Here is a 13,869-nt window from a genome sequence, read left to right on the forward strand (position 1 = left end):
AAACGCGAACCGTGAGACATCGGTCACGATTTCCGTTGCCGCTGGGGAACCACGACGTACTTGGGGTCCTTCGTGGACTCGACGCCCGCCTCGAAGATCCCGAACCGCTGCAGCGCGCTCCCGGCCAGCAGCGCCAGCCCGGACACCACGGCCGCCGCACGGCTGCGCCGGGCCGGCAGCAGCGCCCCGAGCGCGCCGCCGATCGTCAGGTACTCCGACCACTTCCGCAGCCGGTGTGCCTTCCCGGTGCGGTACGCCTCGCCCGCGAGCCCCGAGCGGTGCTCGACGAGCCGGGCCGCCACGCTCTCCAGCGCCGCCCCGGCGACGGCGAGCCTGCGCGCGGGCGCCGCCTCGCTCACCGGGGCGCACACCAGGCCGAGTCCCGCGCCCGCGGCCGCGGCGGAGCCGGTGAACACGAACGGAAGCTGCCGGTGCGCCTCGTGCCACGCCGGCACGGCCGTCTGCGAGAGCAGCACCGCCGTGTAGGACGCCACCGCGGGCGCGACGGCCGCCGACGACAGCCCCGCCGGCCGCGCCAGGCGGCGCAGCAGCCGCGCGGGCAGCGTTTCCCGCACAGCACGTGGCACCAGCTCGGCGACGGCGGCCAGGCCGGTGCCCGGCCCGTAGGCGACGAGGATCCATGTGCCGACGCTCATCGGCGAGCTGGGTTTGGCCACCCGCAGCATGTGGTGGAAGCGCTCCGGCCTGCCCAGGTCCACGACCAGCAGGTACGTGCTCGCCATGAGCGCGCCGAGCGCACCGAGCCGCCCGGCCCTGCGCAGCGCGGGGCGTCCGGTCAGGTCGGCCCCGGCACCGAGCAGCGCCGAGCTCGCGGACACGCCGCCCGTGAACAGGTAGGCCGCGATCTTCCATTCCCACACCGGCGGTTTGAGCACCGGCCGCCCGTAGTACGACCGGAAGTCCGCCTCGGGCACCACGCTCTCCTGCTGCTTCACCGCGAGCCCCTTCCGAGGAACACCGACACCGCGGCGGCGGCGAGCGCCGACGCCGCCAGGCCCGCGTGCTTCCACATCGACGGCGCGTCCCTCGTCGGCACCACGGGATCCGGTGGCAGGCCGTACACCTCGGGCTCGTCGAGCAGCAGGAAGAACGCGCCGTCGCCACCCACGCCGTCGTCCGGGCTCTCCCCGTACAGCCGCGCCTCGCTGACCCCGGCCTCGTGCAACGCGTCCACCCGCCGGGCCGCCCGCTCCCGCAGCTCGTCCAACGGTCCGAACTGGATCGAATCGGTCGGGCACGCCTTGGCGCACGCGGGTTCCAGCCCGTCACGCAGGCGGTCGTAGCACAGCGTGCACTTCCACGCCCTGCCGTCGTCCTCGCGCCGGTCGATCACGCCGTACGGGCAGCCGGACACGCAGTAGCCACAACCGTTGCAGATGTCGGGCTGCACCACCACGCTGCCGTACTCGGTGCGGAAGAGGGCACCCGTCGGGCACACGTCGAGACAGCCGGCGTGCGTGCAGTGCTTGCAGACGTCGGAGCTCATCAGCCACCGGAAGTCGGTGCGGCCCTCCTCGCCGGTGCCCGCACCGGGCAGGTCGAACGACGGCAGCCCGAGGTCCACCGCCTCCGCGCGGCGCGGCTCGGGCCGTGCTGGTTGCTCCACGAAGGTGACGTGGCGCCACGAGTTGGCGCCGAGCATGCCGGTGTTGTCGAACGACATGCCGAGCAGGTCGAACCCGTCGTCCGGTACACCGTTCCACTCCTTGCACGCCACCTCGCACGCCTTGCAGCCGATGCACACCGAGGTGTCGGTGAAGAACCCGACCCTCGGCGGGTGCTCGCCGTAGCCGGTGGCGGTCGCCGGGTCGGTGCGCGCGGCCTCGTCGGTCATCGGTCCTCCTCCCGGTGCGCGATGTCGTGCCGGGTGACGGTGTCGATCCGCGTCCCGGTCTCCGGCGTGACGCCGGCCCGCTTCCGGTACCCGGCGACGTAGTCGAGCAGCGCGGGCCCGCGCGGGCGCCTGCCCGGCCGGACGTCGCACGTCGCGACCTTGCTCTCCTGGATGAAGACGTTCGGGTCGAGCACCACGCCGATCAGGTCGTTCACCACGTCGCCGTCCACGAGCCCCGTGTGCCCCCAGTGGTACGGCATCCACACCTGATGCACCTCCCTGCCCTCGATCCGCAGCGGCCGCATCCGGTCGGTGACGAACACGCGCGCGTCCACGGCCGTCCTGCTGGTGATCACGTGCGCCCAGCCGAGATGGGTGAGCCCGCGTTCGGCGGCGAGCCGGGGCGAGACCTCCATGAACAGCTCGGGCTGTAGCTCCGAGAGGTACGGCAGCTGCCTGCTCATGCCGCCCGCGGTGTGGTGCTCGGTGAGCCGCGCGGTGGTGAACACGTACGGGAACACCTCCCCGCCGCGCTCGGGCGGCGACGGGTTGGACGGGTTCTCCGCGCGGCCGTAGACGTTGCGCGCGGGGTTGCCCTGCTGGGCGTACAGCTGGTTGCGCACGGGCGACTCGTGCGGCTCGTAGTGTGTCGGCAGCGGGCCGTCCACGATGCCGTTGGGAGCGAACAGCCAGCCCTTGCCGTCGGCCTGCATGATGAACGGGTCGTCGCCGCTCAACGCGGCGGGGCCGACGTCGTCGTCGCCGGGCCGGTAGTGCGGCGGCTTGTTCTTCTCGAAGTCCGGCACGTCGTGCCCGGTCCATTCGCCGCGCTCGGCGTCCCACCACACGAGCGCCTTGCGTTCGCTCCACGGCTTGCCGTCGAGGTCGGCGGAGGCCCGGTTGTACAGCACCCGCCGGTTCAGCGGCCACGTCCAGCCCCACTCGTTCTCGTAGGGTCCCTGCTCGTCGTGCGGTTTGCGGCGGGCGGCCTGGTTGACGCCGTCGGCGAACACTCCACTGTAGATCCAGCAGCCGCACGCGGTGGTGCCGTCGGCCCGCAGGTCGAGGTAGCCGCCGACCTCCCTGCCGGTGCGCAGGTCGATGCCGTTGATGCGGCGCAGCACGTCCTCGGCCGACGGTTCGTCGCCCTCCAGCTCGTAGTCCCACGCCAGGTCCAGCAGCGGGCGGTCGCGCTCGTCGGCGGAACCGGAGAGCTTCTCCCGGAGCAGGCGCCCGAGGTGGTAGATGAACCACAGCTCCGAGCGCTGGTCGCCACGCGGCTCGACGGCCTTGTCCCGCCACTGCAGCATCCGCTGTGTCTGCGTGAACGTGCCCGCCTTCTCCACGTGTGAGGCGGCCGGGAAGAAGAACACCTCCGTGCGGCACCGCTCGGGCACGATCTCCCCGGTCTCGATCTCCGGCGAATCCTTCCAGAACTCCGCGCTCTCGATCATCGCGAGGTCACGCACCACCAGCCAGTCCAGATTGGACATAGCAAGCCGTTGCAGCCGCCCGTGCGCGGAGCCGACGGCGGGGTTCTGCCCGAGCAGGAAGTAGCCGAACACCTTGCCGTCGAGCATGTCCAGCACCGTCCGGTAGGTGCCGTGGTCGCCGTTGATGCGCGGCAGGTAGTCGAAGCGGAAGTCGTTCTCCGGCGCCGCCGCCTCGCCCCAGTACTCCTTGAGCAGCGAGACGAGGTACGCGTCGGCGTTGCGCCAGAAGCCCTTCTGCCTGTCTCCCCTCACCTTGTGCAGGTAGCTCGGCAGGTCCTCGTGTGCGGTGTCCGGCATCGGCAGGTAGCCGGGCAGGAGGTTGAACAGCGTAGGGATGTCGGTGGAGCCCTGGATGCTCGCATGCCCGCGCAGCGCGAACACCCCGCCGCCGGGCCTGCCGATGTTGCCGAGCAGCAGCTGGATGATCGACCCAGCGCGGATGTACTGCGCGCCGAGGGTGTGCTGCGTCCAGCCGACGCTGTAGACGAGCGCGGCGGTGCGCTCCCGGCCCGAGTTGGCCGTCCACGCCCGGCACACGCGCAGGAACGTCTCCGCGGGCACGCCGCAGATCTCCTCGACGGCCTCGGGTGTGTAGCGCGCGAAGTGCCGCTTGAGGATCTGGAACACGCAGCGCGGATGCTTCAGCTCCGGGTCGGCCGCGATCTTGCGCGCGCCGCCCTCGAGTCCCGGCCCGCCGGAGCCCAGCTGGTCGGGCCTCGACTGCTCCTTGGCGCGGCTGCCGCCCTCGCCGGTGTCGGTCTGGCTCTCGTACCGCCAGGTCGTGTTGTCGTAGGAGGCGGTCTCCGGGTCGTAGCCGCTGAAGAGCCCGTCGAGATCCTCGGTGTCCTGGAAGCGCTCGTCGACGAGATACGGCGCGTTGGTGTAGGCGCGCACGTACTCCCGGAAGTCGAGGTCGTTCTGCAGGATGTGGTTGATCACGCCGCCGAGGAACGCGATGTCGGTGCCCGCGCGCAGCGGCACGTGCAGGTCGGCCATCGCGCTCGTGCGCGTGAACCTCGGGTCGATGTGGATCACCTCGGCGCCGCGTGCCTTGGCCTCCATCACCCATTGGAACCCGACCGGATGGGCTTCGGCCATGTTCGAGCCCATGATGACGATGAAGTCGGAGTTGGCGAGATCCTGCTGGTAGTCCGTCGCCCCGCCGCGACCGAAGGAGGCTCCCAGACCGGGAACCGTGGCGGAGTGTCAAATACGCGCCTGGTTCTCGATCTGGATGGCCCCGAGCGCGGTGAAGAGCTTCTTGATCAGGTAGTTCTCTTCGTTGTCGAGGGTCGCGCCGCCGAGGCTCGCGAAGCCCATCGTGCGGCGCAGGGGGTTGCCGTCCTCGTCGGCGTCCTGCCAGCCCTTGCGCCGCGCGTCGAGCACGCGGTCGGCCACCATGTCCATCGCCGTGCCGAGGTCGAGCTCCTGCCACTCGGTGCCGTACGGCGGCCGGTAGAGCACCCGCTCGGCCCGCTGCGGGCCGGTGACCAGCTGCTTGCTCGCGGAGCCCTTCGGGCACAGCCTGCCCCGCGAGATGGGGCTGCCGGGATTGCCCTCGATCTGGACGACGCGCTCGTCCCGGACGTAGACGTGCTGGGCGCAGCCGACCGCGCAGAACGGGCACACCGAGCCGACGACCCGGTCGGCTCCGGTGGTGCGCGGCGTGAGCGCGGCCGAGCGCCCCGACTGCGCGGCCCTGCCCCGGCCGGTGCGGTCACGTCCGGTCACCTGCCGGTACACGGGCCACGACCGGATCCAGTCGGCCAGCCCCATACTCACGTCCTCCTCACTCGCGGTAACGCGTTTCCCCGTGATCGCCGGTCCCAAACCCGGGTTGCCCTACGGCGTGCCGGGGAACACGGGGCCATGCCCGACGCCTCGACATCCGGCAGACTGCGGCGCCTCGCAAGGGAGACCTTCGGCTGGCGCGACCTGAGGCCCGAGCAGCTCACGGCCATGCGGCACGTGCTCGATGGCGACGACGTGCTGGTGGTGATGCCGACCGGCTCCGGCAAGTCGGCGATCTACCAGCTGCCCACGATGCTCCTGCCAGGGCCGGCGATCGTGGTGTCGCCGCTGATCGCGCTGCAACGCGACCAGATCGGCAGCCTCGGCGAGGCCGGCGCGCCCGAGGCCGTCGCCGTGAACTCCGCCCAGGGCGCCCGGGACACCGAGGAGGCGTTCGAGGCGGCCACGGCTGGCGACGCGGAGTACCTGTTCCTCTCCCCCGAGCAGCTGGCCAAGGACGACGTGCTCGATCGACTCGCCGGCAGCGACCCCGCGTTGCTGGTTGTCGACGAGGCACACTGCGTCTCGGCGTGGGGGCACGACTTCCGGCCCGACTACCTGCGGCTTCGGCACGCCGCCGAGTACGTGGGCAGGCCGCCCGTGCTGGCGCTCACGGCCACCGCGGGCGGGCCGGTGCGCGATGACATCGTGGAGAAGCTCGGCCTGCGCGACCCGGCGCGGGTCGTCGCCGGCTTCGACCGGCCGAACCTGCACCTCGCGGCACGCGAGACCGCCGACGACGACAGCCGGGCCGGGACCGTCGCCGAGCACGTCGCCCGCGCCGCGAAGCCGGGCCTCGTCTACACGGCCACCCGCAGGGACACCGAACGGCTCGCGCGGCTGCTGCGCGCGCGGGACGTGCGCGCAGAGGCGTTCCACGCCGGCCTGCGCGCCCCCGAACGCGGGCGCGTCCAGGACGCCTTCATGGCGGGTGAGGTGGACGTGGTGGTGGCGACCTCGGCGTTCGGCATGGGCATCGACAAGCCCGACGTGCGCTTCGTCGTCCACGCGGCGCCGCCCGACTCGCTCGACTCCTACTACCAGCAGATCGGCCGTGCCGGGCGGGACGGCGAGCCCGCGCACGCCCTACTGGTGCATCGTGGCGGGGACTTCGGCCTGCAGCGGTTCCTCACCTCCCGCTCGCTGGACGAGGACGCGGTCCGCGAGCTCGGCCGGGCGATCCGGCGGCACGAGGGACGGCTCCGCCCCGCCGATGCCGAGGCCGCGACCGGGCGGTCGCACCGCGCCGTGACCCGCGACCTCAACCTGCTCGAACAGGCCGGCGTCGTGCGCAGGACCCGGCGGGGCGAGCTGACGTGGGCGGGCGGGGACACCGACCCGGTGCGGGCCGCGGCGGAGGAGCTGGAGCGGCGGCAGCGGCTCGACCGTTCGCGCGTCGAGGTGCTGCGCGAGTACGCCGAGACCAGGACCTGCCGCAGGCGCTTCCTCCTCGGCTACTTCGGCCAGGATCTGCCGGGGCCGTGCGGGTTCTGCGACCGGTGCGACGAGGGCAGCGCCGCCGAGCACGCCCCCGCGGAGCACACGCGCGCGGAGTTCCCGCTGCGTTCCCGGGTCCGCCACCGCGAGTGGGGCGAGGGCAACGTGGTGACGCAGGCGGCCGACCGGATCACCGTGCTCTTCGACGACGCGGGCTACCGCACCCTCTCCCTCGCCGCCGTCCGCGAGCAGGGGCTGCTCACGCACGGGTGAACCTCGGTTGACGGCCCGGCACCACGGGTAGGCCCTGCCCATGCTTGACACACCCCCCGACGATGGCGGCCTGCGGCCCGCCCTGACCGACCGCCCGAACCGCCCCGGCCACGACGGCCGGAACCAGCGCACCGTAACCGGGTGAGGCGGCTCGGCACACAGGCGCGGCCGGGGTCTTCACCGTCCGGACTCGACCGCGTCGACCAGTCCCCACTCCAGTGCCGTGTCCGCGTCGATCGCCCGGCCGGACAACGCCGCGAACAGGGTGCGCCAGCGGCCGATCCGGCGCGGGATGCTCACGGTGCCGCCCGCGCCCGGGATCAGACCCATCGACACCTCGGGCAGCCGGAACGTCGTGTCCGGCGCCGCCACGACGTGTCCGGCGAACGCGGGCAGCTCGATACCGGCGCCGACGCAACTGCCGTGCACGCGCACCTCGGCCCGCCGCGCCAGCGCGTGCAGCAGCGGCCCCGCGCCCGCCCTCGTGCGCACGAGGTGCGCGGTGGCGAGGTCGGGCGTGGTGCCGAACTCGCCGAGGTCGCCGCCCGCGCAGAACGCCGGGCCAGCGCCGTCGAGGACGACGCGCGTGATCGTGTCGTCCACTGTGGCCAGACGCAGCGCGCCGGTGAGCGCGTCGCGCAGTTCGCGGCCGTAGGCGTTGCGCCGCTCGGGACGGTTGAGCGTGATCCGCAGCAGACCGTCGTCGCGGGCGAGGAGCACGGGCTCGGCGGCGGGCGGCGGCAGCGGACGCGCGCCCCTCGCGGTGAGCCAGCGGGCGAACTCCGTGCCGCCGAGCAACGTCGAGTAGGCGAACGACTCGACGTCCAGTGCCGCGCGCACGTCGAGCGGTTCGCCGGCACGCAGTACCTGCGCGAGCGTGAGCGTGGCCCGCGGGCACGCGGTGGCCGCCGCGTACAGGGCCGCGGCGTCGGCCACCGGGTCGGCGCTGCGGACGAGCTCGGGCCCGGGCGGCGCCGCGCCGCAGGCCACGAGCGTGACATCGAGCGCGCGGGACAGTCCGCGCCACTGCTCGTCCGGTTCGCCTGCCGCCACACCGACGAGCACGCGGTCGGCCACGATCGCCGCGTGCGTGGCGGCCTTCAGCGTGCCGGCGTCCGCGGCCTCGAGATCCACGACGAGAAGTGGGTCGATCACCTCGCCGTTCTCGCCCAGGATCGGCGCCGCCGCGGCGCCTTCGGCGAGGCCGGTGACCGAGCACCGCGGCAGGGAAATGCCATCCATGCGGCGACTGTATCGTCGTGGCCGCCGCCGAGTCTGGGGAGACACAATGACGTGGATTGAGTCAGCTGAACGCGGCCGCATCATCGAAGCCGCGTCGCACTGCCTGGCGACGGGAGAGGCCCGCGGGGTGTCGGTGACCGACATCCTGGCGACCTCGGGCCTGTCCACGCGGGCGTTCTACCGGCACTTCCGGTCGAAGGACTCACTGCTGCTGGCGATGTTCCGCCGGGAGTACGAGGGGGTGCTCGCGGAGCTGCGGGACGCCGTTGCCACACCCTGTCCCCGCCAGGGGCTCGCGGCCTGGATCGAGGGCATGCTGCGGGTGGCGGCTCAGGCGCGCAGCGGGCGGCGCGTGATGGTGCTCGGCTCCCCGGATCTGGCCGGTGCCAAGGGTTTCACGGCGGAGGCGGCGCGCGCGGCGGCGGCGCACCAGGAGGCGATCGCGCAGATCCTGCGCCGGGGCCGCGACGACGGCTCGTTCCCGCTGACCGATCCCGGGCCGGACGCGAAGGCGATCCGGGCGGCGCTGCACGAGACGTTCACGGAGCTGCTCTCCGGCGCGTCCACGATGAGCGCCGACGACGCCGCGGCCGAGGTCACGCGCTTCGCCCTGCGCGCGCTCGGGGCGGTGCCTCAGCCGGCGTCGTAGCCGAGCACGCCCCCGCATACAGTCGCCCGCACCACCCCGGCACCGGGCTCCCGCAACGCCACCTCCAGCGGAACCCGCAGCACGCACAGGTCACCGGGGGCACCGACCGCGACCCGCCTCGGTGCCCCACCGGGGTCCTCCAGCGGCGCCAGCAGACCCGCGAGCACGTCCCCGGCCGCCACGCGCTCCCCCGCGCCCACCACGGCACCGCCTGCCGTGCGGCGGTGCACGGCGGCCGCGATCGTGCGCCACGGATCCTCGCTCGCGAAGGGTGCGTCGCTGCTGGGCACCACGCGGATCCCGGCACGCCGCAGGCTCGCGTAGCGGTACAGCTCGGCGTGCTCGGCCTCGGGCAGGTCGCGGCGGTACTCCTCGCCCCGTTCGGCGACGAACCCCGGCTGTGTCACCACCACGGGCCCCGTTTCCGCGAGCAGCGGCAGCAGGTCGTCGCCCACGATCGCCGCGTGCTCGATCCGGTCGCCCGGCAGCGGGCCTGCCTCGGCCAGCACGGCGAGCGCCACCACCAGCGACTCCCGGGTGACGGCGTGGATCGCCACCGCGCGGCCCACCGCGTGTGCCGCGGTGACCTCGGCGTGCAGCGCGTCCCAGTCCGGAGGCACGTGGTCGGGCGGCAGGATCTTGTGCGGCCCCACCGTCACCCGCTCCGGCAGCGCGGCCCCGGCGGGCGCCCCGAGCAGGTGCACGCGCTGCGGCAGCGTGCCGCTCGCGAGCAGGGCGACGGTGTCGTCGTCGAGGTGCGGCGTCGCGTCGGTGACGCCCGTGACGCCGAGTTCGGCCAGCCGCCTGCCCACGGCGGCCAGGTCCGGCGGCGGCGGGGTGCCGAGGCGTTCGCGCAGCAGGGCGTCGGCTCGCCAGACCCGCCCGGTGGGCTGCCCATCGGCTCCCAGCTCGACGCCCGGCTCGTCGCGCAGCCGCAGCGCGGCGACGGCGCGGGAGTTGAGCATCCACAGCGCACCGCCCCGATGCTGAACGCGCACGGGCCTGGCCGGTTCGAGCCGGTCGAGCACCGCCCGGTCGAGGATCCCGGCGACGCTCTCGTGGTAGCCGACGCCGCGGACCCACCCGCCGGGCGCGGCGCGCAGCGCCGCCACGAGCTGCTCGAGGTTCGTGACCTCGGGCGGGCCGCAGCGCACCGACTCGCGCGCCGCCGCGAGCGACAGCAGGTGCAGGTGGTGGTCGTGCAGGCCGGGCAGCACCGCGCCCCCGGCCGCGTCGAGCACCGTCTCCCCCGGCCGTGGCCGGAGCGTCCCGATCTCCGCGACCCACCCACCGGCGACGCGCACATCCACCCGCCGCTCACCGACCTCGCCATCCCGCACGAGCAGCCCGCTCACGACAACCTCAGCTCACCGAGAAACGCGGCCGGGTGCGCACCCAGCCCTGGCGCGCGCCGTCCGCCGACCTCGCCGTCGCGCCCGACCAGCCCGGTCACGCCAGCCCCAGCTCACCGAGGACCGCCGCGGTGTGCGCGCCCAGCGCGGGCGCGGGCCGCCAGGGCCGCCTCGGCTCGGCGGTCACCGCCGCGGCGGCCTCCGCAGGCACGGCGCACACGGTCGCCGCGGCCTGCTCCCGCAGGGCCAGGTCGGCCAGCCACGTACCGCCGCCGAGGCGGCAGGCCACGGCGGCGAAGGCGGCGTGGACGCCCGTGAGCGGATCGGCGATGGCGTCCCCGCACGGCGCGGGCGTGCCCTCGTCGAAGGCCACGAGCCCGCCCGCGATGGCGGCGTCGTCGCCGAAGCCGACGGCGTTGTCCCACGGGCCGGTCCGGCCGTAGGCGGTGATGCTCACCCAGCACTTCGCGCGCGCGTGCGCGAGCACGTCCTCGGCGACCACGCCCAGCTGCCGCAACGCGCGTGGCCGTGACCCCTCGATCACGATGTCGGCGGCCTCGACCAGCCCGGCGAGCGCGGCCCTGCCCTCGGCCGTGCCGAAGTCGAGCGCCACCGATTCCTGCCCGCCGTGCAGGAGGTCGTAGAACGCGGCGGAGCCGAAGCGGGCCCCATCAGGGCGATGGGTGCTCTCGACCTTGATCACGCGCGCTCCGAGCAGCGTGAGCAGGTGCCCGCACAGCGGGCCTGCCCACAGCGACGACAGGTCCACCACGAGCGTGGGCTCCAGCGTCCACGCCCGCCTGCGCGACCCGGCCCGCTCGCCCGGTTCCGCGCGGCGCACCTCGCCGTTGAGCACCAGCGGTGACACGGACGCGGTCTGCCCGCGCGCCGCGAGCTGCTCGTCGGCGCGAGCCGGATGGGCACCGACGGGCAGCCCCAGCAGGCGGGCGCGCTCGGCCAGCGGCGCGGCGGCCCGCCCGGCGACCAGCTCGGCCAGCACCGGCCACGGGTCGCCGAGGGGCACGGGCGCCTCCAGCCACGCCGGGAGCAGCTCGGCGTCGGAGGCCCTGGCGACGTTGACGCCGAGCCAGCCGTCGGCCGCGCGCAGCAGGCGCAGCGCGCCGCCCGCCGACCGGGGCGCGTCCCGGTACAGCCCGGCCAGCGCGGCACGTTCGGAGAGCACCCCGGCTCCCGGCAGGGTCACCCGCGAGCCCGCGATGCGGGCGAGCAGCTCGGTGGCCAGCAGCGCACCCCGTGCGGCGCTGGCCGGGATCCCGGGAGCCGCGAGCGGGGGCCCGTCGCGGCGGCCGGTGAGCGCGAGCGCGCCGGAGGCGGCCCAGTCCGCGGCCGCCGTCGTGTCCCCGGTGCGGACGAGGGGTCCGGCGTGGCCGGTGCCCGTCGCGTCGAGGACGCCGTCCACGTCCTCGTCCGGTGTCGACAGGACCGCGGCTCCGGCGGCGGCGAGCAGGCCGGCGGCGTGGCGGAGCGCGGGCCCTTCGCCCGTCACCGCCACGCGCATCCCCGTCAGTGGGCCGCTCAGCACGCCCCGATTGTGCCTGGTCAGCGCAGGCCCCTGAGCACCTTGGCCGGCTGCCTGGTGCCCTTGATCACCGACACCATGTCCAGCGTCTGGCACGTCTCGGCGACGTTGTGGGCGCGGAACACCGCCACGCCCTCCCACGCGCAAACGGCGGTGGCGGCGAGCGTGCCGTAGAGCCGTTCGCCCACGTCGGCGCCGAGCGACTCGCCCACGAAGTCCTTGTTCGACAGCGCGACCAGCACGGGCCAGCCGGTGCCGACGAGCCTGCCGATCTCGCGGGTGAGGGTGAGCGAGTGCCACGTGTTCTTGCCGAAGTCGTGCGTCGGGTCGATGAGGATGCCGTCCGCGGGCACGCCGCGGGCCACCAGCTCGCCGGCCCGGCGGGTGACCTCGTCGACGACGTTGGCGACCAGCCCGGGGTAGGTGACCCGGTGCGGGCGGGTGCGGGGCACCGCGCCGCCGGTGTGGGAGCAGACGTAGCCGGCGCCGAACTCGGCGGCCACGTCGGCGAGCCGGGGGTCGGCACCGGCCCACGTGTCGTTGAGCAGGTCGGCGCCCTCCTGGCAGGCGAGCCTGCCGATCTCGTGGCGCCAGGTGTCGACGCTGATCACCAGCTCGGGGAAGCGGGCGCGCAGCTCGGCGACGAAGGGCACGACGCGGCGGGTCTCCTCGGCCACGTCGACGTCGCTGCCGGGCCCCGCCTTGACGCCGCCGATGTCGATGATGTCCGCACCGCTCTCGACGGCCCGCTCGACCGCCGCCATCGCCTCGCCGGTGCCGTAGGTGGCGCCCCGGTCGTAGAACGAGTCGGGCGTGCGGTTGACGATCGCCATGACCAGCGGGCGGTCCCGCCTCATCGGACGGCCCCGGAACCGGATCTCGCGCGGCGTGACGCCTTCCATACCACTTCCTTGCGACGTTGCGGACGACCAGACCGAGTATGCCCCGCGCGAGTCGTGCACTCCCGCACGCGAGTCGTGCACTCCCGCACGCGAGTCGTGCGCTCCCGCACGCGAGTCCCCCGCTCCGGACGACGAGTGGCGCGTTCCGGGATCCCGCAGTCCCCCGGGCCGCCGCGCCCGCACATGTGCACATAGCCGCCCGAACGCACGACTCGCGCGCCGGAACGCACAACTCGCGGTCCCGAACGCACGACTCGCGGTCCCGAACGCACGACTCGCGGTCCCGAACGCACGACTCGCGGTCCCGAACGCACGACTCGCGGTCCCGAACGCACGACTCGCGGTCCCGAACGCACGACTCGCGGAGCGTCAGCGGCGCGGGCCCGGCGCCCGGCCACCGCGGAGCCGGACGGTGAAGCCATCGGGACCGGCGATGAGGGCCACGTCGAGGTCGAGCTGGTGGGTCAGCCAGAGCCCGAGACCTGAGCGGGTCACCGAATCGGCGACGGGCATCAGCCCAGCCAGCCGGTCACGCGGCCCCGGGCCGCTGTCGTGCACGTGCACCACGACGCGGCCGCGCCCCGCCCAGATCCGGACCGTCGTCGGCGCCAGGCCGTGGATCCGCGCGTTGCTGGTCGCTTCGGAGATACCGAGCACGAGATCGTCGACGACGACGCCGGCCACCTGCGCGCGGGCGACGCGTTCCACGGCGTGCCGGGCCTCGGCCGGCGCCGGGTCCGACAGCTCCACCAACGGCTCCGTCGCCTCCAGCGGGTCCGGTTCCGCGGGCAGGCCCACGAACGACGCCGGATCCTCGTAGCGCCCGCTCGGGAACCGCTCACCCAGGGGTGTCACCAGGTGCGGGTGGGTCCGCTCCACCACGTCGCGCACCTCGGGAGTCACCGTCGTCGCGTCGTAGAGGCACACGCTGCGCACGGGAAAGTCCTCCCACACGGCGTTCACCGCGGCCTCGTAGCGGTCCCAGCCGTCGAACCGGCCCCCGTTGCCCGCGTGCGGGACGTCGCCGGCGATGCGGATCCGCCGCGCGCCCTCGCCGACGTGCCGCTCGAACAGCCGCCGGTACTCCGCGATCGCCTTCGCGGGGCTCGAGTACAGGCTCCGGTCGGAGACGAAGGCGACACCCGAGGCGTCGGCCAGCCACGATCGCAGCAGGGCGGACTTGTGGTCGTCGTAGCCGATCACCACCGGCTCACCGTGGGCGAGGCCCTCCTCGACGAACGGCACGATCAGCGCGCGGAACTCGTCCTCCGACGAGTAGAAACCGGCTTCGTGAACGTGCCCCACACGCATCGCCCCACGATAACCGCGCACTCA

At 74.1% G+C, this 13,869-nt stretch carries 10 protein-coding genes; 2 read left to right on the forward strand and 8 right to left on the reverse strand.

What is annotated here, in order from left to right:
* Nucleotides 1–23 precede the first annotated feature (23 nt).
* Genes nrfD through fdh form a run of 3 tightly spaced genes read right to left on the reverse strand, consistent with a single transcriptional unit; the run spans nucleotide 24 to nucleotide 5,124 of the window.
* Nucleotides 24–956, reverse strand: coding sequence for an NrfD/PsrC family molybdoenzyme membrane anchor subunit (nrfD, locus tag BA062_RS20030; protein ID WP_168214029.1), 933 nt, complete (start codon nucleotides 954–956; stop codon nucleotides 24–26).
* Nucleotides 953–1,855, reverse strand: a complete 903-nt coding sequence (locus BA062_RS20035) for a 4Fe-4S dicluster domain-containing protein (RefSeq protein WP_110338917.1) — start codon at nucleotides 1,853–1,855, stop codon at nucleotides 953–955. Before BA062_RS20035 ends, nrfD begins: the two co-directional genes overlap by 4 nt.
* Nucleotides 1,852–5,124 (reverse strand): formate dehydrogenase, encoded by a 3,273-nt coding sequence (fdh, locus tag BA062_RS20040; protein WP_110338919.1) that lies wholly within the window; start codon nucleotides 5,122–5,124, stop codon nucleotides 1,852–1,854. Before fdh ends, BA062_RS20035 begins: the two co-directional genes overlap by 4 nt.
* A gap of 93 nt (nucleotides 5,125–5,217) precedes the next feature.
* On the opposite strand from fdh, the gene BA062_RS20045 reads away from it, so the two are divergent.
* Nucleotides 5,218–6,849 carry a RecQ family ATP-dependent DNA helicase gene (locus BA062_RS20045; protein ID WP_110338921.1) on the forward strand — a complete coding sequence of 544 codons (1,632 nt, stop codon included), beginning with the start codon at nucleotides 5,218–5,220 and terminating at the stop codon, nucleotides 6,847–6,849.
* A gap of 177 nt (nucleotides 6,850–7,026) precedes the next feature.
* Here BA062_RS20045 and BA062_RS20050 read toward each other — a convergent pair whose 3' ends face one another.
* Complete coding sequence (locus tag BA062_RS20050; RefSeq protein ID WP_110338923.1) at nucleotides 7,027–8,091, reverse strand: enoyl-CoA hydratase/isomerase family protein; 1,065 nt, start codon at nucleotides 8,089–8,091, stop codon at nucleotides 7,027–7,029.
* Between the two features lie 46 nt (nucleotides 8,092–8,137).
* Between BA062_RS20050 and BA062_RS20055 the strand changes: the two genes are divergently transcribed.
* Nucleotides 8,138–8,740, forward strand: coding sequence for a TetR/AcrR family transcriptional regulator (locus BA062_RS20055; protein ID WP_110338925.1), 603 nt, complete (start codon nucleotides 8,138–8,140; stop codon nucleotides 8,738–8,740).
* Here the strand turns inward: BA062_RS20055 and BA062_RS20060 are convergent.
* From BA062_RS20060 to BA062_RS20080, 4 genes are all read right to left on the reverse strand, one after another.
* The gene (locus BA062_RS20060) at nucleotides 8,725–10,095 is read right to left on the reverse strand and encodes an amidohydrolase family protein (RefSeq protein ID WP_168214030.1); all 1,371 of its coding nucleotides are present in this window, start codon (nucleotides 10,093–10,095) and stop codon (nucleotides 8,725–8,727) included. The two genes, BA062_RS20055 and BA062_RS20060, sit on opposite strands and share 16 nt — an antisense overlap.
* A gap of 94 nt (nucleotides 10,096–10,189) precedes the next feature.
* Complete coding sequence (locus tag BA062_RS20065) at nucleotides 10,190–11,635, reverse strand: CoA transferase (protein ID WP_245959912.1); 1,446 nt, start codon at nucleotides 11,633–11,635, stop codon at nucleotides 10,190–10,192.
* 17 nt (nucleotides 11,636–11,652) lie between these two features.
* Nucleotides 11,653–12,489 (reverse strand): dihydropteroate synthase, encoded by an 837-nt coding sequence (folP, locus tag BA062_RS20070; protein WP_110339104.1) that lies wholly within the window; start codon nucleotides 12,487–12,489, stop codon nucleotides 11,653–11,655.
* Nucleotides 12,490–12,903: 414 nt separating this feature from the next.
* On the reverse strand, nucleotides 12,904–13,845 hold the full coding sequence (locus BA062_RS20080) for a sensor histidine kinase (RefSeq protein ID WP_110338931.1): 942 nt from the start codon (nucleotides 13,843–13,845) through the stop codon (nucleotides 12,904–12,906).
* Between the last annotated feature and the right edge of the window lie 24 nt (nucleotides 13,846–13,869).

The organism is Prauserella flavalba, from assembly GCF_003202235.1.
Taxonomy (GTDB): Bacteria; Actinomycetota; Actinomycetes; order Mycobacteriales; family Pseudonocardiaceae; genus Prauserella_A; species Prauserella_A flavalba.